Annotated in this window: 27 protein-coding genes; 26 read left to right on the top strand and 1 reads right to left on the bottom strand. The window is 33.1% G+C overall.

Annotated elements, in window-relative coordinates; genetic code table 11:
* Positions 1–53 precede the first annotated feature (53 nt).
* The 26 genes from K5Q13_RS02020 to K5Q13_RS02145 all read left to right on the top strand — a co-directional run bounded on the left by K5Q13_RS02020 (position 54) and on the right by K5Q13_RS02145 (position 23,976).
* Complete coding sequence (locus K5Q13_RS02020; protein ID WP_220739350.1) at positions 54–743, top strand: tRNA (adenine(22)-N(1))-methyltransferase; 690 nt, start codon at positions 54–56, stop codon at positions 741–743.
* The gene (locus K5Q13_RS02025; protein WP_220739352.1) at positions 740–1,528 is read left to right on the top strand and encodes a Nif3-like dinuclear metal center hexameric protein; all 789 of its coding nucleotides are present in this window, start codon (positions 740–742) and stop codon (positions 1,526–1,528) included. Before K5Q13_RS02020 ends, K5Q13_RS02025 begins: the two co-directional genes overlap by 4 nt.
* Before the next feature lie 109 nt (positions 1,529–1,637).
* A complete protein-coding gene (pepT, locus tag K5Q13_RS02030) occupies positions 1,638–2,879 on the top strand; it encodes a peptidase T (protein WP_220739354.1) in 1,242 nt (413 codons plus the stop codon).
* 187 nt (positions 2,880–3,066) lie between these two features.
* The gene (locus tag K5Q13_RS02035) at positions 3,067–3,975 is read left to right on the top strand and encodes a GDSL-type esterase/lipase family protein (RefSeq protein ID WP_220739356.1); all 909 of its coding nucleotides are present in this window, start codon (positions 3,067–3,069) and stop codon (positions 3,973–3,975) included.
* Positions 3,957–4,568 carry a YpmS family protein gene (locus K5Q13_RS02040; RefSeq protein WP_220739358.1) on the top strand — a complete coding sequence of 204 codons (612 nt, stop codon included), beginning with the start codon at positions 3,957–3,959 and terminating at the stop codon, positions 4,566–4,568. Before K5Q13_RS02035 ends, K5Q13_RS02040 begins: the two co-directional genes overlap by 19 nt.
* Entirely contained in the window at positions 4,555–4,791 is a 237-nt protein-coding gene (locus K5Q13_RS02045; protein WP_220739360.1) for a YozE family protein, read from the top strand. The genes K5Q13_RS02040 and K5Q13_RS02045 overlap by 14 nt, the downstream gene beginning before the upstream one ends.
* Positions 4,792–4,848: 57 nt before the next feature.
* Positions 4,849–5,712, top strand: a complete 864-nt coding sequence (ylqF, locus tag K5Q13_RS02050) for a ribosome biogenesis GTPase YlqF (RefSeq protein WP_220739362.1) — start codon at positions 4,849–4,851, stop codon at positions 5,710–5,712.
* Entirely contained in the window at positions 5,696–6,460 is a 765-nt protein-coding gene (rnhB, locus tag K5Q13_RS02055) for a ribonuclease HII (RefSeq protein WP_220739364.1), read from the top strand. Before ylqF ends, rnhB begins: the two co-directional genes overlap by 17 nt.
* A 215-nt stretch (positions 6,461–6,675) precedes the next feature.
* Positions 6,676–8,397, top strand: a complete 1,722-nt coding sequence (locus K5Q13_RS02060) for a glycoside hydrolase family 13 protein (protein ID WP_220739366.1) — start codon at positions 6,676–6,678, stop codon at positions 8,395–8,397.
* 4 nt (positions 8,398–8,401) lie between these two features.
* Complete coding sequence (locus K5Q13_RS02065; protein WP_220739368.1) at positions 8,402–9,817, top strand: glycoside-pentoside-hexuronide (GPH):cation symporter; 1,416 nt, start codon at positions 8,402–8,404, stop codon at positions 9,815–9,817.
* A gap of 11 nt (positions 9,818–9,828) precedes the next feature.
* Positions 9,829–10,071, top strand: coding sequence for a hypothetical protein (locus tag K5Q13_RS02070; RefSeq protein ID WP_220739370.1), 243 nt, complete (start codon positions 9,829–9,831; stop codon positions 10,069–10,071).
* 74 nt (positions 10,072–10,145) lie between these two features.
* Positions 10,146–11,123 carry a LacI family DNA-binding transcriptional regulator gene (locus K5Q13_RS02075; RefSeq protein WP_220739531.1) on the top strand — a complete coding sequence of 326 codons (978 nt, stop codon included), beginning with the start codon at positions 10,146–10,148 and terminating at the stop codon, positions 11,121–11,123.
* Between the two features lie 108 nt (positions 11,124–11,231).
* Complete coding sequence (locus K5Q13_RS02080) at positions 11,232–11,762, top strand: TetR/AcrR family transcriptional regulator (RefSeq protein ID WP_220739372.1); 531 nt, start codon at positions 11,232–11,234, stop codon at positions 11,760–11,762.
* 3 nt (positions 11,763–11,765) lie between these two features.
* A complete protein-coding gene (locus K5Q13_RS02085) occupies positions 11,766–12,821 on the top strand; it encodes an ABC transporter permease (protein WP_220739374.1) in 1,056 nt (351 codons plus the stop codon).
* A gap of 4 nt (positions 12,822–12,825) precedes the next feature.
* Complete coding sequence (locus K5Q13_RS02090; protein WP_220739376.1) at positions 12,826–13,497, top strand: ABC transporter ATP-binding protein; 672 nt, start codon at positions 12,826–12,828, stop codon at positions 13,495–13,497.
* A 276-nt stretch (positions 13,498–13,773) separates the two neighbouring features.
* Positions 13,774–14,163 carry a fluoride efflux transporter FluC gene (locus K5Q13_RS02095; RefSeq protein ID WP_220739378.1) on the top strand — a complete coding sequence of 130 codons (390 nt, stop codon included), beginning with the start codon at positions 13,774–13,776 and terminating at the stop codon, positions 14,161–14,163.
* Positions 14,160–14,525 carry a fluoride efflux transporter FluC gene (locus K5Q13_RS02100; protein WP_220739380.1) on the top strand — a complete coding sequence of 122 codons (366 nt, stop codon included), beginning with the start codon at positions 14,160–14,162 and terminating at the stop codon, positions 14,523–14,525. Before K5Q13_RS02095 ends, K5Q13_RS02100 begins: the two co-directional genes overlap by 4 nt.
* Before the next feature lie 43 nt (positions 14,526–14,568).
* Positions 14,569–15,693, top strand: a complete 1,125-nt coding sequence (gene solA / locus K5Q13_RS02105; protein ID WP_220739382.1) for an N-methyl-L-tryptophan oxidase — start codon at positions 14,569–14,571, stop codon at positions 15,691–15,693.
* Positions 15,694–15,712: 19 nt separating this feature from the next.
* Positions 15,713–16,324 (top strand): phage holin family protein, encoded by a 612-nt coding sequence (locus K5Q13_RS02110; RefSeq protein WP_220739384.1) that lies wholly within the window; start codon positions 15,713–15,715, stop codon positions 16,322–16,324.
* A 15-nt stretch (positions 16,325–16,339) separates the two neighbouring features.
* A complete protein-coding gene (locus K5Q13_RS02115; RefSeq protein ID WP_220739387.1) occupies positions 16,340–17,011 on the top strand; it encodes a hypothetical protein in 672 nt (223 codons plus the stop codon).
* Between the two features lie 964 nt (positions 17,012–17,975).
* Positions 17,976–18,701 carry a Firmicu-CTERM sorting domain-containing protein gene (locus K5Q13_RS02120; protein ID WP_220739389.1) on the top strand — a complete coding sequence of 242 codons (726 nt, stop codon included), beginning with the start codon at positions 17,976–17,978 and terminating at the stop codon, positions 18,699–18,701.
* Complete coding sequence (gene xrtG / locus K5Q13_RS02125; RefSeq protein ID WP_220739391.1) at positions 18,691–19,269, top strand: exosortase XrtG; 579 nt, start codon at positions 18,691–18,693, stop codon at positions 19,267–19,269. Before K5Q13_RS02120 ends, xrtG begins: the two co-directional genes overlap by 11 nt.
* 9 nt (positions 19,270–19,278) lie before the next feature.
* A complete protein-coding gene (locus tag K5Q13_RS02130) occupies positions 19,279–20,625 on the top strand; it encodes a TIGR03111 family XrtG-associated glycosyltransferase (protein ID WP_220739393.1) in 1,347 nt (448 codons plus the stop codon).
* Complete coding sequence (locus K5Q13_RS02135; protein WP_246574111.1) at positions 20,618–20,989, top strand: 6-carboxytetrahydropterin synthase; 372 nt, start codon at positions 20,618–20,620, stop codon at positions 20,987–20,989. The genes K5Q13_RS02130 and K5Q13_RS02135 overlap by 8 nt, the downstream gene beginning before the upstream one ends.
* A gap of 10 nt (positions 20,990–20,999) precedes the next feature.
* Complete coding sequence (locus tag K5Q13_RS02140; protein WP_220739395.1) at positions 21,000–22,538, top strand: TIGR03766 family XrtG-associated glycosyltransferase; 1,539 nt, start codon at positions 21,000–21,002, stop codon at positions 22,536–22,538.
* Between the two features lie 301 nt (positions 22,539–22,839).
* Positions 22,840–23,976, top strand: coding sequence for a GGDEF domain-containing protein (locus K5Q13_RS02145; protein ID WP_220739397.1), 1,137 nt, complete (start codon positions 22,840–22,842; stop codon positions 23,974–23,976).
* Between the two features lie 217 nt (positions 23,977–24,193).
* On the opposite strand, the gene K5Q13_RS02150 is transcribed toward K5Q13_RS02145, so the two are convergent.
* Positions 24,194–24,952, bottom strand: a complete 759-nt coding sequence (locus K5Q13_RS02150) for an SDR family oxidoreductase (RefSeq protein ID WP_220739400.1) — start codon at positions 24,950–24,952, stop codon at positions 24,194–24,196.
* Positions 24,953–25,018: the final 66 nt, after the last annotated feature.

A 25,018-nucleotide genomic window follows, 5' to 3' on the forward strand; every position in this document is an offset into this window, starting at 1 on the left:
TTTGGTAATAGAACATGGGAATCATGATATAATAAAATGAAGGAAATATAATTATGGACAGCACACATCTTTCAACACGCTTAAGTGCTGTGGCTGAATTTGTACCTTTGGGTGCACGGCTGGCTGATATTGGCTCTGATCACGCTTATTTACCGGCAAATTTGTTACGTAATCATAAAATAACTTATGCGGTTGTTGGAGAAGTAGCGAAAGGACCCTTAGATAATGCAGCACACGAATTAAGAAAGCATGATCTTTTAGCCACTTCATCAGTTCGATTGGCTGATGGACTAGCAGCAGTTAAGAATACTGATGCTATTGATACGATTACCATTGCTGGCATGGGTGGTATTTTAATTAGTGATATCTTGGCAGCAGGAACACAACGTGGACAATCATTTGAAACGTTAATACTACAACCCAATACGGATGAATCTGTTGTGAGACGTTGGTTGAATACGCATAATTATGTAATTACAGATGAAGAGATAGTCCAAGAAGATAATCATTTTTATGAAATTATTCTTGCAAAACCAGGTAATCAGATATTATCTGAAATAGATATTGCATTTGGCCCTTATTTACGTATTAAAAAAACATCGGTTTTTGTTGCCAAATGGCAAAAAGAGCGTGATCGTATTATGTTGATTTTCAAAAACTTGGAATCTGCTGGAAAAACTAACACAGAGAACTATAAAAATTGGCAAGCTTGGTATAATCAAATTAATGAGGTAATTTCGTGATTGTTGCACAAGATATAATTGACAAGATTGAAATGTTTGCACCAAAATATTTGGCCGAGATAGACGACCCAACTGGTTTACAAATTGGTGATCCATCTCAGACCATTAATCGTGTCATGACAGTACTTGATGTGCGCCCAGAAGTTGTTCAGGAAGCAATTGATAAACACGTCGACTTTATTTGGGCACATCATGAAGTGATGTTTTTTCCTGCAAAAAACTTGGATTTAAGTGTGCCACAAAATAAAATGTATGCTGATTTAATAAAGCATAATATCCTAGTTTATGCTACGCATACCAATCTTGATAGTGCAAGAGGCGGTATGAATGATTGGTTGGCTGAGGCCATTGGTATCGAAAACACTGTACCGCTAGAGAAAAATAGTGATGGTGAAACAGGGATTGGCCGGATTGGTCAACTTCGTCACAGCATGACGGTAAAGGCGTATGCCGAAAGCATTCGTGAGGTATTTGGCGTGAAAACTGTTCGTGTTATTGCAAATGATCTTAGCAAAAAAATCAAAAAAATTGCGGTTCTTGGTGGTGATGGTGGTCGCTGGTGGCCTGTAGCACAAGCAGCAGGTGCCGATGCTTACGTAACAGCCGACATCTATTACCATGTTGGGCACGATATTTTAGCAGCTGATTTTGTCGTAATTGATCCTGACCATCATATGGAAGCTATCGCAAATGAGCGAATGGTTGAAAAAGTTCAGACATGGTTTGGTGCAGAATTAGAAGTATTTGCTACCAGTATTAATACAGATCCGTATACCTATCTTTAAAAATTCGGGAACGTCCGGACAAAAGAGTCGACCAAATATTAAAAGGAGACGTGATTTTCATTTTGGTATCGTATCTTAATGCCAATACTTGAAAGTCATATGAATATTAATGGCTAACGAAAAATATCCTGAACTTACAAAACGCTTTTTAAAATATGTTGCAGTAGACACGCAATCAGACGAGTTTTCTCAAACGGTACCGTCGTCAAACAAAGAAGTAGCATTTCTAGCTGATTTAGCAACAGAGCTAAAAACAATTGGTTTGGAAAATGTACGTACGATGTCTGATGGTTATGTTTTTGCTGAGTTGAAAAGTAATAATAATGACGACACGACACCAACAATTGGTTTTATTTCTCATGTCGATACGGCTGATTTTAATGGTGCGGGTATCAAACCACAAATTATAGAAAATTACGATGGCAAATCAAGTATCAAATTGGGTGATAGTGGTTATGAGTTGAATCCAAATGAATTTCCAAGTTTAACAAAATATGCTGGACATACATTAATTACAACAGATGGCACAACACTACTAGGCTCAGATGATAAAGCAGGAGTAGCGGAAATCATCTCAGCAGCACAACATTTAATTGCACACCCTGAAATTCTACATGGACAATTGCGTTTTGCTTTTGGTCCTGATGAAGAAATTGGTATTGGTGCAGATAATTTTAACACGGCAGCATTTGATGCTGATTTTGCATATACTGTTGATGGCGGTCCAGCAGGTGAGTTGGAATGGGAAACATTTTCAGCTGCAGCTGCGACAATTGATATACAGGGTCGGAATGTCCATCCAGGAACAGCCAAAGACACAATGATTAATGCCATACAGGTCGCTTTTGATTTCCATTCACAATTGCCAGAAAATGAACGACCTGAGCACACCGCTGGTCGTGAAGGATTTTGGCATGTCATATCAATTGAAGGTAATCCTGAATCTGCGCAGTTACGTTATATTGTTCGTGATCATGATCGCGCTAAATTTGAAGAACGAAAGCAAAAACTATTAGACATTGCAAAGCAGTTCAATATGAAATTTGGTCAAGAGCGTGTAACCGTTACATTAAAAGATCAATACTATAACATGGGTGAAATTTTAAAAGATGATATGCGATCTGTAGATCTAGCTGAAAAAGCAATGCGCTCACTTGATATTGAGCCTATTATTGAACCTGTTCGTGGTGGTACTGATGGATCAAAAATTACTTTCCTAGGTTTGCCAACTCCTAATTTATTTGCTGGAGGTGAGAATATGCATGGTCGATTTGAGTATGTGTCGACCACTGTTATGACACAAGCAACAGATACTATTTTAAAAATCATTGCACTAGCACAAGAAAAATAATGAAAACAAGACAATCGCTAAAGTGGCTCTAGGAAACTTGGACAGATAAGTAAGTCCAATACACTATGTGGCTTGCTTAAGTAAAAAGATTGTCTTTTTATATTTAATTCAGGTAGGTTTAACGAATTTTTAGCGCACGAATGGTATTTTTGATACAATAAAGTAGACAAATTATTAGGAGCACAATATGAAAAAAATTATAGCTGGATTATTGTTGCTGGTAATGCTTGTTGGTGTTGGGGTATTTGGTTGGCAAAAACAGCAACAAAAAAGTAAAAATGCGGATCCAGTGCAGGCTGCCAAATTAGCACATGTTAAACATATTAACCTGGTAGCACTAGGAGATTCATTAACTGAAGGTGTTGGTGATAATAAACAAGAACAAGGTTATTCAGGTCGTATTGCCAAAAAAATTAAAGCTAATTATCGTGTGTCTGTTAAAATGTCTAATTTTGGGAAGGCAGGAGACCGATCAGACCAAATTCAAAAACGACTAACCACACAACCGAATTTACAAAAAGCCATTAAGCAAGCTGATGTTATTGTTCTGACTGCAGGTGGAAACGATCTACAACAGTCATTATTACAAAATGTGTTCGTAAAATCTCCAGCAAAATTATCAGCGGCGATAAAGTCCGAACAATCAAATTATCAGTATAAATTAAACACATTATTTAAAAACATTCGAAATTATAATCAACAAGCTCCAATTTTTATTTTTGGAAACTATAATCCTGTATTCGTTCACTTTCCAAAACGAGTTGATATTAATCAAGATGTCCAATTATTTAATACAGTTAATCGTGAAGTAGCAAAACAAGACAAAAATAGTTACTATGTGGGAACGTTTGACTTAACTTTTGGGCAATATCAAACGAAGACGCAAAAAAAATTATTAATGACGCAAGCAACTGATGTTTCCAAAACTGCTAATCAGCAAATGACCGCTACGTTAACAGGTGAAACACATGTTAAAAATTCGTGGATTAGTGAAGCAGATAATTATCATCCAAATGATACTGGTTATAATTACATGACAAAGCAGTTACTTAATGTTATGAGGAGAGAACAGTCAGCATGGTTGATAAAACATTAAAACGACAATCTTACTTATCCCCCAAAAAATCACCATGGTTTTGGGCATTTTTGAGTCTCTTAGGGGTAATTATACTTAGTCTCGGCTTGGTTTTTTTTGCAGCTAAACAGACCGTTCCAATGACTGATAATCGTTCTAAAATTGCTAATACAGATGCTACTTTTGATGTATCATTGAATAAGCGTCAAGTAAATGCATTAGTTGCCTATTATTTGAGTGATACGAATAATAGTGGCTATACTTTTCGAGTAGAAGATAACATCATGATGTACGGTAGTCAAAGTTTTCTTGGTCAAAAATTTAAGTTTGGTATGATGTTAAAACCAGAAGTAACTAAAAATGGTAATATTATTTTAACAGCTCAGAAATTAGCGATTGGTAATTTGCCATTGCCAATATCAGCTATTATGCAGTATGTTAGATCAAGTTATCAGGCACCTGAATTTGTTAAAATAAATCCTAGTAAAAAGCAAATTTATATTGATATGACAAAATTACCGGTGACACAAGGCATGTCGTTTCGAGCTAAGGTGATTGACATGAAAGCAGATACTTTTATTTTTGAAGGAGGACTTGCTCATGGTAGACAATAACCACCCCTTTTATAGTTGGTTGATGACACAAAAAAACACTGTAGCAGCTAACGAAATTCAACAATTTGCCAATAATGCATTTTTAGACTCAACTTTTCCAAAACAAAGTTCAAACTTTGATGATATCTCAAAATATTTGGAAGAAAACACGACATATTTAATGAGTATGACAACATTTGATACGTCATGGGAAATATATATTCAGCAAACGAATAAATACTAAGATAGGAAATGTATTGTAGTTATGTCGTAACATAAACTAACAATTACAAATTATATAATGGCACAAATAATTCAATGGTTCCCTGGCCATATGGCTAAAGCCTTTCGCTTGATGCGAGAAAATTTAAAACTGGTTGATGTTATTTTTGAACTAGTTGATGCGCGAATTCCAGAAAGTTCACGTAATCCAGAAGTTGATAAACTCATTGGTTCCAAGCCACGCTTATTAATTATGACAAAGGCTGATTTAGCAGATCCAGATCAGATCCGTGCATGGAAATTACGATTTGAGTCAGAAGGACATACGGTATTGGTACTAGATACACGTGATCCACGGACACCACAACTAGTTACCAAAGCGGCTCGACGGGCAGTCGAATCTAAAAAGGCTGCCCAGTTAGCGCGTGGTATTCAAGATCAGCCTATTCGAGCGATGATTACAGGTATTCCAAACGTTGGCAAATCTACTTTGTTAAATCATCTAGTGATGAAAAATGTCGCACCAACAGCTGATCGCCCGGGTGTGACTAAAAAGATAGCATGGTTAAAGACACCCACAAAGCTTGAACTATTGGATTCACCAGGTGTATTATGGCCTAAATTTGAAGATCAGCTGATTGGCATGAAGTTGGCACTTACTGGCGCGGTGAAAGATACTATTTTTGCAAAAGATGATGCTGCTTTATATTTAATTAGTTTTTTTAGAACCTATCGCCCAGAAGCAATTATTGAAAGATATCATTTAGATAATAATATCTTTGATCAAGAAAATGTTCAGGTACTTCTTGATATTACTAATAAGCTGGGCTTTAAAGATAATTATGAAAAAGCGAGTGAACGCTTATTAAATGATTTACGAAAGGGTAAACTAGGTACGTTTACACTAGATTTGATTGAGAATATTGATGACGGAAACAATTAACACAATTAAATCTCTACTAAAAACAATCTCTGATGTGTCAGATCAACGCATCGTAAAATGGCGATCAGATGCTAGATCAGGTGTTCAATTAGCATTGAAAAGTTGGGATAATCAACAGCAAAAAACTTTGAAAAAAGAACAGGCTTTTCAGGAACGCTTTAGTTTTGAACGTCAACATTGGCAAGAAGGTTTGGTTAATATTGCTGGTGTAGATGAAGTTGGTCGCGGGCCGTTAGCTGGTCCGGTAATAGCAGCTGCAGTTATATTACCGCACGATTTTCATAGTATAGAGGTGATTGATTCCAAACAGTTGTCTGCTAAAAAAAGAAATGAATTGTATTATTTAATTATCGAGCAAGCTATTTCAATCGGTGTTGGCATAGTGGAAGCACCACAAATAGATGAAATTAATATCTATCAAGCTGCTCGTGTTGCAATGACACAAGCTGTACAAGAATTGGCACCAACAGCTGAATTTTTGTTAATTGATGCAATGTCATTGGATTTATCTACACCACAAGCATCATTGATAAAAGGCGACGCACGTAGTAATTCTATTGCTGCTGCTAGTATTGTAGCCAAAGTGACAAGGGATAAATTAATGACTGATTATGATACTATTTATCCAGGTTACGGCTTTGCCAATAATGCCGGTTATGGGACGCAAGAACATCTTGAGGGCATTCAAAAATTAGGTATCACACCAATTCATCGCCGTTCTTTTGGACCAGTTCGTGAACGAATATAAGTATAATCATTTTTAAAATATAGTCACTCAAGTTGAGCGTTCACGCAAAAATTTAAATCAATAACAGTCAATCTTAAAGCCTGAAAAGACAATTCTGGCTTTTTTTGTGTCAACTTAATTATAGATTTCAAAATGTAAGCGCTTGCATTTTGAAATCCACGGGTTTATAATGGGCTTGTATAAATGGAACGTTCCAATTTTAAAAAGGAGAAAATATGGTAGAAGAAATGTGGTGGAAAAAGGCTGTTGTATATCAGGTATACCCTAAGAGCTTTCAAGACAGCGACAATGATGGCATAGGTGACATACGTGGTATTATCAATCGGTTAGATTATATTAAACAGCTAGGAATTGACGTCATTTGGCTTAATCCTATCTATAAAACATCTAATATTGATGGTGGATACGATATTTCAGATTATCAAAGTATAAATCCTGTATTTGGAAATATGTTTGATTTTGAAGAATTGCTCGACAAAGCGCATCATAAGGGCTTAAAAATTATGATGGATTTAGTTGTTAATCACAGTTCATTTGAACATGATTGGTTTCTAAAAAGTCGGCAAAGTGCAAGTGAAAGTAATAAATATCGTGATTATTATATATGGCGTGATCCAGTGGATGGGCATGAACCTAATAATTGGGGATCATTTTTTTCTGGTCCAGCATGGACATATGATGAACAAAGTGGTCAATACTATTTGCATCTATTTGCAAAGGAACAACCAGATTTAAACTGGGATAATCCAGATGTCAGAAACTCAATATTTGATATGATGAACTGGTGGGCAAATAAAGGTATTGATGGTTTCAGAATGGACGTTATTTCTTTGATTTCAAAACCTCAAGGTTTGCCTGATGCACCAATTGAAGGACAATCATTATACGGCAATTCAGGTGATGCATCTGCTAACGGTCCTCATGTTCATGACTATTTGAAGGAAATGAATCAGCAGGTTCTCCAAAAACATGATTGGATTACTGTAGGTGAGACAGCCGGTGTGACGACAGATGAAGCCGGAAAGTATGCGAATCTAGACGGTTCAGAGTTGAATATGGTGTTTCAATTTGAGCATGTAAGTTTAGATGGTAATCACAATCCCGCATTAGGAAAATGGTCAGATGATCACGTTACATTAACAGATTTAAGGGATAATCTGGTAAAATGGCAAAAAAAACTGAGCGGCAGGGCATGGAACAGTTTGTATTGGAACAATCATGATCAGCCTCGAGCCGTATCAAGGTTTGGGAATGATAGTGTTGAATATCGAGTAATATCAGCTAAAATGTTGGCAGCGGTACTTCATTTTATGCAGGGAACACCATACATCTATCAAGGTGAAGAGCTTGGTATGACCAATGCAAAGTTTACGGCGTTGAGCCAATACCGTGATCTTGAATCGATTAATGCATATCGAGAATTAGTAGAAGAGCGAAAATTGCTATCTTCCGATGATATGATGAAGTACCTTAGCGCACGTTCTAGAGACAATTCACGTACGCCTATGCAATGGAATGCACAGGAAAATGCTGGGTTTACTAATGGCACACCTTGGTTAACAGTTAATCCAAATTATAAGTATATTAATGTCCAAGCAGCATTAGAAGATAAAGAATCATTATTTTATTTTTACCAAAAATTAATTACTTTAAGGCATACGTTACCAATTATTACCGATGGTGATTTTGAATTAGTCGCTGGAAATGAAACAGATGAGTCAGTTTTTGCCTACACCAGACAGAATCATGAACAAACGTTGTTTGTTATAGCCAATTTCACTTCTGAATCAGTTAATCGTCAATATAATATTCCCAGTGATCATCAACTATTGGTTCAAAATTATAAAGAGATAACAAGTGCGCAATTACGTCCATATGAAGTCAGAGTCTATTTGTTTTCAAATAGGTCCATAGTATCTGCAGAAAAGGAGGATTAGTAAGATGGTTGATAATGCAACAGCAACTGTAAAAAAAGGCACAGGAAAATTACCGTGGAATGAACGATTAAGCTATGGGGCCAGTGACTTTGCTTGTAGCTTCACTTTTAGCTTAATTGGAACATATTTGATGTACTTTTATACCGATGTTTTCGGTATTACAGCAGGAGCAGTTGGTACATTGATGCTGGTTGCTCGAATTATTGATGCGCTAGATGGTCCATTTTGGGGTATAATGATTGATCATACGCATACGAAATGGGGACGCAGCCGACCATATTTACTCTGGTTTAATGCACCATTTACGATATTTACCATTCTATGTTTCACCACCCCAGATTTACCTATGAATTGGAAAATTGTTTGGGCGTATGTCACATACATTGGTATTGATGTTTTGTATTCGGCTGTTAATATTCCTTTAACATCAATTCTGCCAAGTATGACAACTGATCCCGATGAACGTGTGCTCTTGTCAACAATTCGTTCTTTGTTTTCAAATTTTGGTGGTACCTTAATATCTGTCATTGCTTTACCACTGGTAACAGTTTTTGGTGGTACTGATAATCCACGACGTGGTTTCTTCTGGATAGCTGTGATGGCAGCCGCCGTATTCTTTGTCATTTACCTCTTTGTATTTGCTAACTTACGTGAGCATGTACAAACGAGACAATCTCAGAAGGCATTACCTATTAAGACGTCTCTTAAGGCGTTACGTAATAATTGGCCATGGGTAATTATTGTGGGTTTGAACTTTATCTATTGGTTAGGAATGCAAACCAAAGGACAGGTTACAATTTATTTCTTTAAGTACAACTTGGATAAGCCAGGATTAGCATCATTAGCTCTATTTTTTAACGCTGTGGGATTAATATCTGTATTCTTAACACCTAAGGTTGTTATGAAGATAGGTAAGAAAAAGACAATATTATTTGGACTAGGGTTAAGCATTATTGGGCAATTGGTCCTTGGACTGGGTGCCCAATTGTTAAACATACCTTTAGTTATTATTGGTACAATTATTGGTAATTTTGGTAACGGATTTGTTGGCGCATTGATTGCTGTACTTTTGGCAGATTCTGTTGACTATGGTGAATGGAAAAATGGTGTTCGTGCAGAAGGTATTGTGACATCTGCCTCAAGTTTTACAGCAAAATTTGGTATGGGGATTGGTGGTGCCATAACAGGTATGTTACTGTCTTTGGGTCATTATGCACCGAACCAAAAACAATCAGCCGCCGCCTTGTTTAGTATAGAAGCAAACTATGTTTGGGTCCCATTAATTGCATTAGCTATCTCTTTTGTATTAATAATGTTCTATCGTTTAACACCAGAAAAAGAAAGAGAAATGGCTCGTTTCGTCAATGCAAAACATGCTAGGGAAGACTTGGAAGATAATGTGACTGATGTGAAAGAATAGAAAGGTAACTCATGAGTGAAAATAAAATAAACATTGATCCTAATGAATTTGCTATGTCGTTGATTAAAGCCATTAATAAATCAGACAATATGACAAATGAGCGTTTTATAAAAAATCAACTCACACTTTATTTAGAAGCGTACGTCATGATAGATGATTTTAATCATTTGGAAGTTGATCAAATAAAAAACATGGAAAAACAGCAAATCTCTGAATTATTTGATAAAATGTTATCAGGAAGATTTACGCCATGATAATTGTAAAAGTGCCTAACTGGCACTTTTTTATTACAAATATTGTTTAGAGAAGGTAAATGAAATTGGTCAATATGAATGATGTAGCTAACTTAGCAGGCGTTTCAAGGGGTTCCATATCAAATTACATCAATGGCAAAAAAACTAAATTAAGTACACAAAAAAAAATTGAGGAAGCCATTAGGTCATTAAATTATGTACCTAATGCCACTGCTCGTTCTTTGAAAACCAGCAAATCAAATTTTGTTGTTTTCATTGTGCCAACTGTTAACTCACCATTCTTTTCTGAATTAAGTTATCATATGCAACAGGAATTGCAACAAAATGGTTACAAAATGATTTTGTGTAACTCTAATAATAGTTCAAAAGAGGAAATTGAATATATCCAGATGGCTAATACACAAAAAGTTGCTGGTTTAATAACGATGTCTTATGCTGATGTAGCTAATTTAGTTGACACTAATATACCTCTTGTTTCCATTGAAAAACGCGTGTCAGATGATATTCCATTGGTGATTTCAGATAATTATGCTGGTGGTAGACTTGCTGGCGAAGTATTAACCAATCGTGGCGCAACGCGCTTATTATTTATATCAAAAAGACCTGTTCGAAATATTTCGGCTGTACGTGAAAAAGGTTTTTTGGACTATTGTCATGAAAATAATATTGCTGTTGAGCGGTTTTTAGCACGAAAAAGGACAAATTTCATCGCTGATTTTAAGCGTTTTATCTCTGAAAATATTGTTGACGGCTCTTTTGCATATGATGGTGTTTTTTCTGACTCTGATGAGTATGCAAGTGATTTTTACAATCTACTCATTCATGCAGGAATTCGGGTACCCAGCCAGGTTCAAATCATTGGATTTGATGGTTCACGTGTTTACCCAAGGCAAAAAATTATATTATCATCTATCAAACAGCATACTGAAATTATTGCAAAAACCGCTGTTGAAAAATTATTGACACAATTTGACGATCACAAAGTGGGTACTTTTTTTGGTGAACAAACTACTATACCCATTTCATTTGAAAAGGGAAGCACTACAAAATAACAGACAAAGCGTTTAATTCAGAACGTTTAATTTATTTTTTTTGCTAAAAGTTGACATTGTGTCATCTATATGACACAATGTCATATAGATAGAAATGGAGAATATTTTATGCCAACTAAAACTTTTTTTAATTTAAATGCAGAAAAACAAAATAGTATTTATGAGGCACTTTATCAAGAATTTTCTCAAAGTGCTTTATCAGAAGCCAAAGTTTCAAGTATTGTTTTGGTGGCAAATATTCCTAGAGGATCATTCTATACTTATTTTGATAGTCTTATTGATGCTTATCAATGGGTCTTAAAAGCCGTACTGACTGATATACACCATGATATTAATCAGAGGAATTTTTTGTTATCAGCAGAACTATTTATTTCGAAAGCACAAGAGAGTAAACATTTTGATTTTTTGAGCAAGTACTATATTGTAAATGAAGCGCTGCTAGAACATGAGTCTTCTCAAAGTTACCACAAAAAAGTTTTTCCTACGTTAACTGCTGATGCAACTCCCATTGAAATAGAAAACTGGTTATTATCAAAATCTATACACCAGTTAATTCGAGCCTTTTTTCTCAATCCGGATGAAAAACAAAATATAATTTTAACGCTTCATACTTTAAGTAATTGGAAAAAGGAAGTGTAACTCATGTATCTAACTTTAAATGAAATGAATAAAGAGAAACTACGTTATGGTCTTATTATTACAGTCATTACTTTGATTAGTTATTTGATTTTTATATTAAGTGCTCTGGCATTGGGTCTTGCCCAACAAAATACTTCTGCTGTAAACGATTGGGGCGTGACACATGTTTCAATGACTAGCGATGCAAATGGCAATCTTAGTCAATCCTTAATGACACGAGAAGAAGTTTTAAATACCAAGACAACGGAACATAGTGCCATAATCGGAGTAGCCCCAACTATCGTCAAATCGCATAAAAGTCCTATTTCAGCAACTTTTATTGGCACTCAAAAAAATGATTTAATTGATAAAAGCATACGTTTAACTAAGGGTACTTGGCCTAAAAATCAGTACGAAGTGTTAATTTCTTCAGAGTTAAGTCAAAAGGGTTTAAATATTGGCGATAAAATTAAACTTGGCATGCTTTCGCACAGTGTTCTAGTGGTAGGTTATGTGAAAAAGTTAGAATATAATATGTCACCAGTTATATATGGCGATTTAAATAACTGGCGACCAATTAAGGGTGTAAGTGACCAGTTTTATGCAAGTGGCATTGTGCGTAAGGATGCAAAGCTAACTCATGCAACTAACTTAAAAAATTATACCAAAGCACAATTATTTAATAAAATGCCAGGCTATTCAGCACAGAATAAGACATTTATATTCATGATAGGTTTCTTATTGGTCATTTCGGCTGTAATAGTAGCTATATTTTTGTATATTTTAACCATTCAAAAAATACCCAACTTAGCAGTTCTAAGGGCTCAAGGTGTTCCAGGTAAGTATCTTGTACTAAATACATTGAGCGAAACACTTATCATTATGATTGTTTCTGTGTTAATTAGCGCAATACTTTGTGGTATAACGGTTTGGTTAATACCCGCATCTGTTCCAATGTTTTTTGATATTAAGTTGTTGTCTTTAGCTGCAATAGGCTTAATATTAACAGGTATTATAGGCGCTATTGTACCTGTGAGAATAATAACGAAAATTGATCCAATTTCAGTTATAGGAGGATAGGAATATGACTAGTCTTAAACTGATTGATGTTACAAAATCATTTGGTATAGGTGAGAGTAAAGTTACAGCATTAGATCACATTAATTTCGAAGCCAACTCTAAGGAATTAACCTTGATTGTTGGTCCATCTGGATCAGGTAAAAGTACGCTGTTGACAATTCTTGGTGGTCTACAATCTCCCAACAGCGGTCAAGTGTTGTTGGATAAAACTGATTTAAGTCATTTTTCTAAAAAGCAGGCTGATAAATTTAGACTAAATAACATTGGTTTTGTATTGCAGTCATATAACTTAGTGCCTTATCTAACTGTGAAAAAACAGTTTGATTTAGTAGAAAAAGTCAAGCCTGAAGGCAATCTGTCTTCAGATACTTTTAAAAAATATTTAGAATATCTTGGTATTTCTAAATTACTTTCAAAATATCCTGACCAACTTTCTGGTGGGCAAACGCAACGCGTAGCAATTGCTAGAGCATTATACACTAATCCTCAATTTATATTAGCTGATGAGCCGACCTCTGCTCTGGATAGTGCTCGTGTTGAAGAAGTAGCAAAACTGTTTAAATCTATTGCTGAAAATGAAAATAAGGCTGTTGTTATTGTAACGCATGATCTTCGAATGAGAGAGTATGCAGACAAAATATATGAAATAGTTGATGGTAAAATTAGCAAAAAATAATTCCATTTCTATAGAACATGGTCTTTGGACTAAAAAATCATCGCGTTATCAGTAAATTATGTCTTTGTCAGTGCAGTCATTAATCATATTTAAAAGTTAATTTCTTAGGCTAATATTATTATTTAAGAAGTATAAAAAGTAAATCAATTTTGCCATTAATTTCAACTGTGAAGAAAAAATTAATGGCTTTTTTGATACAATACTATTAAGAGTGGCTAAGTATAGATGATTTTGACGAAGTCATTAAAGATGTTAATTTTTAGAAAGTGTACAGATATGAATAAAATAGCATTGACAAATATTTTGATTAATAGTAGCGCTGTTTTCTTTGGTGGTGCACTCGGTGGTTTAATCAGATTTTCATTTACGCAAATACCTGTCATAGGTGCTTCAACTATTGTTATAATGGTAATCAATATATTGGGCTCTTTTTCACTGGCTTTTTTTGCTGAAAAATATAGTAGTGTGAGTGCAAAAGCAGTGGTAATTAAGTCATTTATTGGGACAGGTATTATTGGTGGTTTTACTACGTTCAGCACGATGATTTTGCAAACAGCCAATTTAGCTAAAAAGAGTTTCGTATTATCTTTACTTTATCTATTTACCAGTCTCGTATTGAGTCTATTGTTAGTCAGGGCCGGTGGAAAGATGGGTTCAACAAAATGACAATACATGGCTTTTATTTATACGCTTTGATTGCGTTGGCTGGTGGTTTAGGTTCAGTTATTAGATATTTAATGACAATTTTTATGCCTGCAAATACTCAATATTTGACAGGTGTTTTCTTTGTGAATATTATTGGCGCTTTTATGATGGGAATCATAATTCATACACAGTTTTCTACTAATATGAAACTAGTTTTAGCAAGCGGTTTTATTGGTGGTTTAACCACATTTAGCACAATGATGATGCAAGGAAATCAACAAGAAAAAAGATATCAAAAGGCTATTTATTTCGTTTTACAAGTTATTTTTGGACTCATAATGTTTTATTTAGGCGTTTTATTATCTCATTTGTTAAAACTATAAAAATCATTATGATGGAATCTGAAAGGGTAAGGAGATTGATTGTATGACCAAAATTTATGATTTAATTGTTATAGGTACAGGATCAGTTGGTTCTAGTACTGGATATTATGCAGCTAAAAGAGGTTTGTCTGTTTTAGAAATTGACGCTGGAACGCCCCCACATAGTGAGGGGTCACACCATGGTGAAACGCGAATAATTCGTCATGCTCATGGCGAGAGATCATCTTATGTGCCACTCGTATTACGTGCGCAAGAATTATGGCATGATTTAAAATCAGAAACCGATGTTGATTTATTTCACGAAACCGGTGTGCTTAATATAGCGCCAAAACAGTCTGATTTTTTAGGTAATATCATATCTTCTGCGCAAAAATATGATTTACCGATAAATATTTATGACGCTGTCTCAGCTAACAAAAAATGGCCACAGTTCACGTTACCTGAACATTTCAAAGCTATTTTAGAAAAAAATTCTGGGTATTTGAAATCAGAATTAGCAATAGATACTTATATTAAAGAAGCAAAAAGATTAGGTGTGGATGAGCAATTTAATACAAAAGTCATCTCAGTTAATAATATTGATAATGATTTAGTTTCTGTCGTAACAAATGCTGGAACATTTATAGGAAAATCAGCTGTTATAACAGTTGGTACTTGGGTAAAAGACCTTATACCAAATATACCCATCCAACCAGTTAGAAAGGTTGTGTCGTGGTTTGAAGCACCGGAACATTTTTCTGAAAATGCACATTTTCCAGCTTTTACCATTCAATTAGATGACAAAGTGCAGTATTATGGTTTTCCGGCTAACAACGGCTTAATTAAAATTGGTCGGCATCAAGGTGGTCAAAAAATAAAAACCCGAGAAGAACGTCTGAGTTTTGGTGCACTAACAGAGGATAAAATCGAAATACTACCTCTATTTGATAACATTTTGACAACTGTTGGAGAATTAAATCATGGTGTGGCATGTACCTATGACTTGTCTCCGGATGAGGACTTTATTATTGACGATTTACCAGGAAAGAGGAATATCCAGTTCGTCACTGGACTGAGTGGTCATGGATTCAAGTTTGCTAGCGTGCTAGGAGAAATATTGGTGGCAAAATCCTTAAAAGAAACAATTGATTTTGATTTGTCGCCGTTTTTATTATCACGTTTCCAATAGAATAGGAAAGAAGTTTATCATGTTAGATGATTATAAAAAGAAAAGGCAAAAATTCTATATAAAAGTTAAGAAGCAATCTAAATGGGCTATAGTGATTGGTCTATTTATCGGACTTGTAGATTACTGGTTTTTATTTTGGAGTGATTTATCAAATTTTTTAATACTATTTATGACTGTAATGTATGGTTTGGTATCAATAATTTATATTTTTGCGTTAATAAGATACATCAATAATTTGAGACTTCTGAAGCAAACGGTTAACATTGAGAATGTGGCATCTACTGATATTAATTTTCTAAAAAAGATACTTGATTCAAATCAATCAAATGCTAAAACAGCGTCTTCTTTGTCAGATTACAGAATATTATCAATATATGAAACAGAATTTGATCTACTAATCGAGTTCAACATACATAGACATCATGATAATTGGCCAAAATATAAACCTTACCTTGCAATTTTTAAAATAAACAATGATGAAATACGTAATTTAATTACCTTAAGTAAAAATAATGGAAAATTAGCACAAGCAAAATATATTCATGAAGGCTTAACTCAGTTAGACTATCGATATATGTGGCAGCAATTGCTATACATAGATGCTACTACCCGAAATAATAATGAAATTTGAAGGATTTTACATGACATGAGTCGATATAATAAACAGAAGTTATGCCTCGTAGTAAGTTTTTTGATTCTGAGCCTCTTGATAACAATTGCTATCTACGTTCCTATGCAATTTGTAAAAGCAGCGCATTCACCCAAGCAGGTCGTATTAAAAGAATTGGGTTCTAAATATATTACTGGTAAAGTGATTAACAATTACTATTTTGGTGGTGATGATATCGAAGATAATATGGCAAAATGGCATATTAATCCGAATAAGGCTATTTTTGGAGAAAAACAGTATTATATTAAGGTATTAACAGATGATACTACTTTTAACCACTTAAATGAGTTTGTTCAACCAGGCGATGTATTGGATGCTAAACTAAGTCAAAAACATAACAACAATGAGTTGAAGGTGGAAAATACAGCTGTTTTTTATGGCAAAGACACGTCTTCAAATATAATTAGGACGTTATACCTTTTAAGGTTTTCTACCAATAGAGCATTAGAGGACAAAGAAGAGGTGAAAATAAAAGTAAAAAGACCAATGGTAGTTGTGCCAGATAAATTTCTGAAAAATGATGAAGTGCGGGTGAAATCTGGGAAACAATGGATAATAAAGTACGTAAAGGTATCTTATCATATCAAAAATAAGAATTATATTTCAACAAATTACCTTAAAAATGGCGATATAATAAAGAAATACTAGTTCAATTATGTATGTGGATAAAGTTTTTTGATGATTTAATGTCCAAAAGAATTAAAACTATAGAGTATGCCAAAAAACCAATTACTACGATGTAATTTTTGTAGTAGTAAAAATCCATCTTTTGATAGCTGGCTATTGAGTGATAATTTTTGTAGTGAATGAGTAATACTTGTTAATTCCTGATATTGTGATACTTTTGGGTTGCTAAGTTTATTAGCTGTATCAGTGATTAATCTTTTTTCATTTTCAGTCAGATCAGGATGGTTTTCTAAAAAGTTTAATATATATTTTCGTTTATTAGATTGAAACCTAAATTATTTCACCAATTTTTGGAATTATTTTTGAATGAGCAATGGATTATTCCTTTGGTTAGCTGCTATATATTGTCTTTATAATGATTAATGATATCATTAATCATATTGTGTGAACAAGTTTTTTCTATGCGGTATTTTCATGTATTGCTGATATGGCAGACTGCAGAAGAAAAAGAAAAAGAAAAATAAAAATGAAAAACCGCAGATATTTTTAGTGTTGTTTTTAGTAGATAGAGCAGTTTCTTATCTTAATTTTAAATTTCATAATATATAGCATTAAAATAATTGTTATCGTTAGACATTTTTTATATTGAAACGAGTTGGTCCAACATTTATATAATCGTGATCGATTATTAATAAACCGAACAAAAGCAACTCTATTTATTGATCCCTGTGTAATAATTATTATTGTGTTTATTCTATATTTCTATTCTTTTTTGTTTTTAAATATGTTAATATTATATGAAGATATACACTTAAATATGTATATTTTATATCTTAATAAAAATAATTATGATTCAAAATTATCTTGTTTCATATTGATTATTATTTATCGATAAATGTACAGTCCGGAATAAAAAAAATGATGAATCTTACTTAAATATTCTGATACTTATTGTATGTAGCGTTCACCATACAGGGAGAGAGTGATGAAAATCAAATTAGTTACTTATTTAATAAGCGTGGGAATCATTATTTTAACTCTAATAGGAACATGTAGATCAGTCTCAGCGGACAGTTGGGAATATGGTCCGTTAAACGATAGAATTGCGTCCAGTAATGCTGGTGGTACTAAATATGATACCTATCGACAAGTTGGATTAAGTGTAGATGATAAAAATGTATATATATATGTAAGTATGGATCCCTACAAATATGCAAGTGATGATCCAAATTTTAATACAGGCGATAATGGAATCCAACTTACTGGCTATGTTCTGAATGCCGCGAATCAAACAATATATATCGACAGTCATTCTTATGATTTTTATCAATTACAGTATAGTTCTCAAAATGGAACTAAATCATTCCCACTTGATATATATAATTCAACTAAAGGTACAAATGTTCATATTGAAAATAGCGTGACAGTTGATCACTTAGTACGTGATAACGGTAACCGTGTAAATAATATTATGAGGTTAATAATACCTATTAGTGCTTTAAATATTGGCGAAGTTCCTGCGAAGTCAACAATAATTTTAAGTAATAGTAATATATGGCAAGGACAAGTACCTATTACATTAATGGGAGCGTCAACAGGTCCTTGGCTGTTAGTAGTTATTGGAATTGTAATTGCGGCAATTGCTTATTTTAAATTGCAACATACGGAAGCATTGAAAATAAATCAAAGGCAGCATCAGTATGCTTATTAAAACAATTATAATTTTTTCACTAATTATTTGGGTATATGGCTTATCAGTTTTAAAACGAGCAAAAACTGATGCTTTTTATTTTTTATTTGGAAGTATTGGGCTATTTATAATTTTAATCATGGTAAGCAAACCTTATGGTGTCTGGTTATTTTCAAGTATCGTGACGTGGGGTGTGGGATTGATTGGCAAATTAACTGGATTGTTTACAACGCTATATAGTTCACATATTATTCAAGTAATTGCGAATCACCGCACTAGTATTTTATTAGTCGACTATGAATGTTCAGGTATTATTGAAACTACAGCTTTTTGGGGATTAATAGCATTTTATCCAGTCTACAACGGGCAAAAGCGATTCATATTGGGAATAATTGGAATGTTTTGGATTTTCATGGCAAACGTAATTAGATTATCTGTTGTTGCTGTTATAGTGTACTACTTTGGAGATGGGTCTTTTTATTTAGCACATTCAATTATTGGACGATTAATATTTTACATATTGGCAATTATTCTATATTACTTAGTATTCACTAAGGGACAATTAGTCAATAGGTTATTAATCCATTAAGGAGGACCTATGTCTTTTTATTTTGATCAATTAATTTATCAAATTGGCTTTTGGTTCACATGGCTGTTAATTCCGATTATTGTCGAAATTCTACCTGCTACAACTTATTTTTTTAAATTAATAAAAATAGCCCATCTGACTGATGAATTGAAACAACCACTTAAATTACCTATGATTTCGATAATTCTACCAGTTTATAATTCAGCAGATACCTTGTATACTTGTATCGAATCAATCTATAAATCTACATATTCAAAAGAGTTGATTCAAATAATTGTTGTTAATAATCACAGTACCGATAACAGTTTTCAAGAATACAAGAGAGCTCAAGAACAATTTAATGAATTACGTATTCAATGGATGGATACTGATCAAGGTAAAGCACAGGCTTTAAACGCTGCAATATACAGTAGTATTGGTCAATACGTAGTTAATCTCGACACAGATGGTATCTTACATACAGAGGCACTAAATAATTTAATGATGTATTTTGAAAATAATCCTAATATCGATGCGGCCACTGGAACAATTTTAACACAAAAAAAATTAATTGATGCTACGAAAAAAAATAGTCTTCGGATTTTGCAATCAAATGAATATTTTGAGTATGCACAGTCATTTCTAGCTGGACGTAGTATGGAAAGTCAGAATAATCAATTATTTACTATGTCTGGTGCTTTTTCAGCATTTAGAAGAAATGCACTGATTAATACATTTTTGTACAATGTGAATACTGTTGGTGAAGATACTGATATGACTTTTCAATTGCGTGATAGATTAGGCAAAAAAGTTGGTTTTTGTTTTAATGCTATTTTTTACGTTGAACCAATTTCTGGGTTATCAGAACTTTATCTCCAAAGGCAACGTTGGCAACGAGGTGAAATAGAGGTGGTTCAAAAATTTATGAAGAATAAATTGAACGTGCGTCATTTCTTTAAAGAGTTTATGATTAGTCGATTGATGATAGATCACACGTTTATGTTTCCAAAGTTAATATGGGTTGTTGGACTATTTGTATTATTGTTTTTTGGATACTCACCAATAGTTATTGGATTATCAATCATTTTTATGTATCTACTATATGTTGTCTACGCCACAATGAATTTTGTAAATGCTGGTCTGTTATTACAAAAATTTGTCCTAGAAAAAAATTACCTTAATCATAAATGGTGGGTTGTTTTTACAATGCCATTGTATAATATGTTATGTTCACTAATTAGATTTATTGGCATAATCAACACAATCACGCAAAAAGCGAGTTGGCAGACGCTCAATTTTAAAGATGAGATAAAAGAAATTAAGCAAGTGATTACTAATGATTATCATAAGTTTAAAGAGGATAAAGATAATGGTTAAAGTATACAATTACAGATTAAGAACTTTTATCAATGCGAGCCATGCCATAAGGTGGAGTCAAGGAGAGGGCGAAGAGCATCCGCATACGTGGGAATTAATTTTAGAAATAGAGCCAGAGAGTTATCCAATTAATTTGAAATTTGAGGATATTGAAACGGTTATTAGTGGTTCATTAATTAAATTTTCTGGTCAGAAAATAAATAACATTGCACCATTTAATACAATTAATCCTACGTTAGAAAATTTTTCCGACCATCTGTTTGATATCTTACAAATAGCGCTTAAAAAAATTAATTGTCAATTGGTCAAATTAAGTGTTGGAGAATCTCCTATGCGCTTTTATACTGTTAGTGCAGATCGGTAGTATAAGAAATATGCAAAAAATTTACCATAAAATCAGTGAGAAAATATTAAAAATAACGAATGCTTTTTTTGGTGTCTTTATTTTTTTAGTTTTCTATTTTGCGTTAACCTCTCCAAATTTAACATTAGGAGATAATGTTAATAAACAGACAATTGGTGACAGGACTACTTGGGTAGTAGTTTTATTTTTAGTGACTCTTATTTTGGTAACATTAATTACCTTGGTTAATAGAAAAATTAGAGTTATCTCTAGGGTCCTATTTATTGATTATGGGCTGATAACTGGCAGTATTTTATTAACACTCTCTTTCATTCTACAACTGATTGTTATCTTCCATACACATCCTGCAATCGGATTTGATCCCGGGGCAATTCATGATGCGTTACTTGATCCTAATCGAGAGGATTTAAAAAGTTATTTCAGTTACAATACGAATAATTTACCGCTATTGTTGGTTCAACGTGCAATAAGTGGGGGTTTGAAAAATTCAAGTTGGCTAACGTTTGATTTAATAAACTCATTATTGTTACTAGTAACAGTACTTTTGAATCTGTTGACCGTGTACCTACTCGATAAAAAAAGTTTAAAAGTAACATTATATATTCATGCTCTTTGGATTGTTGTGTTTCCAATGGTACTAGTACCGTATTCTGATGTTGCGATATTGCCAATGGTTAGTGCATTATTAGCACTTTATGCATTAACAAGTAAAACGAAAAACTACTTTGTAATATTATTATCCGCAATTGGTATTGGAATAGTAGTCACCTGTATTTATTTCATCAAACCTTCTGCAATAATTCCTATTATTGCTATTTTCATTATTGAGATTGTCATGGTTACTAAAAAGAATATTATTAAAACATTAATTATAATATTCGTGATATTTGGAGTGGTAAGCACTAGTTATGTTTATCTTCAAAAACAACTGAGTCAGCAAAATTATATTAAAATACAAAAAAACCGTACAATTCCGGCAATTCATTTTGTTAGTATGGGCGTGAGTGGTGATGGCGGTTATAATCCTAGTGATGCTTTGGCTATGGCTAAGTTAAAGTCACAAAAAGAAATGCGTGAATACTCTCAGAAAAAATTAATCGCTAGATTACATCAAAAAGGTGTATTCGGTTATTTAAAATTTTTAATTCACAAACAGAATAAGAACAGTGCTGATGGTACTTTCGGATGGCTAATTGAAGGTCATTTTATGCAAACAAAGCCTACTGGAAATGGATTAAAACGGCTGATTCAAGAGTTTATTTACCCAGGAGGGAAACATTTAGCGGATTTTAGATTTATCTCGCAAGTATGGTGGATTGGTTTATTAGGTGTTATTTTTTTGGGATGGCAACAAAAAAATAGATACCTTAATGTATTACGGTTATCAATCACCGGTGGTTTTATATATCTTTTGATTTTTGAAGGTGGTCGATCCAGGTATTTAATTCAGTTTTTACCCTTATTTTTAATATTAGCTTCACTGATATATCTTCCAACAATAAAATTGTTAACAGAAAAATTAGCGTGGATACATGCCAGTAATAATTAAGTAACAATAAACCATCAATTTACAATTCTAACGTTAGTGAGTATAAAAAATATTTTAGGGAATTTGACTTCGAAAGAAGTGATAATGTTATAACCTGAAGATTACTTTGCTAAAAAGTGGATTACTTTAATAATAATCAAACAAATTTGTTTAATTCAAGGTTGAGATAAATTCTAATTTTATGTTAATGAATACTTTGAATGTTGAATTTTTAATAACTTAAAAATTTCTTATATGTGGTGAAAATAGTAAATGATTTATTAATTCTAAAAGTTTACGAGTAGTTTGACAATAAGGGAAAGTGCCAAAAATTACTCTTTTAATGAATAAAGGAAACAATAAAATGCACTTTATATATCAGTATGTCATTGTATTATTTTTTGTAATTAGCACAGTGTTATCCTTATTATTAATTCAAGAAAACACAATTTTCACTAAAAATAATACTTTATTTATATTTTTATACTTTTTTTTATACATAGCATTTACGTATAATATTGTTTCGTTAAGTAGAAATTTTTTAACAGTCGTCACCCTATATTATATTCCGTTACTATTCATGATGTCTTTTTTAAGCTATTGGTTTATAGTTATTGGTGGTCTTTTTACACCACTAATTGTAAGCATGTATTTCTCATTTTGGTACCCAAATTATGGCGTTGAATTAGAAGTAAAATTGATATCCGCTGGAGTCATTGGAATGATTCTTTTATTGATTATTCGTTGGTTAGGTCAAGATAGACTAATGATGTATATTATGGCAACAATTATAATGTCGACAGTTGAGTTCTATCAAAATAAAACGCTAAATAATGGAACCAGTTTAAATTACGGATTGATTCAGATGATATTAACATTTGTTGTAAATATATCTATAGGTTTATTTGTATACTACGTAAGTAAAATTCTTAGGGAAAAAGCAGTTGAAATAAAAAATAAGCTCGCTAACTATGATCGTGATGACTTGACAGGGCTGTATAATTTTAGACAATTAAATCAAGATGTCCTAAGTGTTTTACCTAGTGATGCACGTGAATTAACAATTATCATTATTGATATTGATCACTTTAAAAAGATAAATGATACCATTGGTCATAGTTACGGAAATGAAATTCTTCAAGTCGTAGCAAAATCAATTAGAACAGTTATTACAGAGAGATTTACTAGAAAACAATATCGAATTTATCGCTATGGCGGGGAAGAACTTGTCATTATATTGGAGGGGCATGTTGAAGAAATAGAGAACCTTTTAATTAAATTAAAAAACTTAATTGCTGGTGTAGACGTTAAAGAATATCGTGAAAAATTAACAGTGTCCATAGGAGTTACTTTTAATAAAAATTATCAATTGGATAATATAGAGGCCTTTAAGCAAGCTGATCGACTATTATATAAAGTTAAATCCCAAGGTCGAGATAATTACTTAATTGAATATTAAATAATACATTTGTACTAAAAATATTATGTTGCGTTATTTTTGATATGCATCATTCCAGAGTTAGTAACTCTATGCCGGTATATTGTAAACTAGTAGACTTTTCCGGTTCATCAAGTATTCTATGACTGAGGATTCTTGTTTTATTATTATTTAAATATAAAAAACGCAATATAATTCTAAAATTATATTGCGTTTTATTGATAATCCAAAGTAATATTTAACGACTAGTGTATCCGCCATTAGCAAATATTGTTTGTCCATTAATCCACCAACCATCTGTTGTCAAAAATAGAATGATTGGTACAATATCTTCAATTTTGGTTAATTGATTTCCCATTGCTTGAGATTTATGAAAAGTTGTGGATTCCTTTGTTTCTTGACCATAAAAAAATGATGTATCCATGGGACCTGGGGCAATAGCGTTAACAGAGATTTGACGATCCATAAACTCTTTAGAAGCAGCCTTGGTATAGTGTTCCACAGGTGCTTTGTTACCGGCATATGTTGAATAAAATCCCGTATAAGCTGCTAACAGTGAGGTTAAGATAGTAATAATATGGCCATTATCGTTCATATGTTTAGACGCTTGCTTAATAAAAAAATAAGCCACTTTATTATTGACAGTATTCATACTATCAAACTCTTTTTCGTTGGTATCAACAATAGGCTTTTTCAATACTTTGCCAACAGTGTTAACGGCAATGTCAATTTTACCAAACTTATTGACCGCAAAATCAAATAGTTTAATAATATCTGACTCACTAGCTAGCGTGCTTTGAAACAGAGCCACCTCAGCACCACTAGTTTCTAGTTCATTTTTAAGTTTGTCTGCAGTTCCACGGTCCTTTTCTTGATGATAGTGCAAAACTAATTTTGTAGATTTTTTGGCAAAATTTTTGGCTGTTAAAGCACCTAAGTTTTTAATTCCTCCAGCAATAACAATTACCTTGTTCTCGAGATTTTCATATTTAACCACGATTTAATTATCCTTTCCTTATGGTAATTAAATCATAAACCTTAGAGATTACTCTAAGTCAAGTAA

Source organism: Leuconostoc miyukkimchii (genome assembly GCF_019656055.1).
Classification (GTDB): domain Bacteria; phylum Bacillota; class Bacilli; order Lactobacillales; family Lactobacillaceae; genus Leuconostoc; species Leuconostoc miyukkimchii.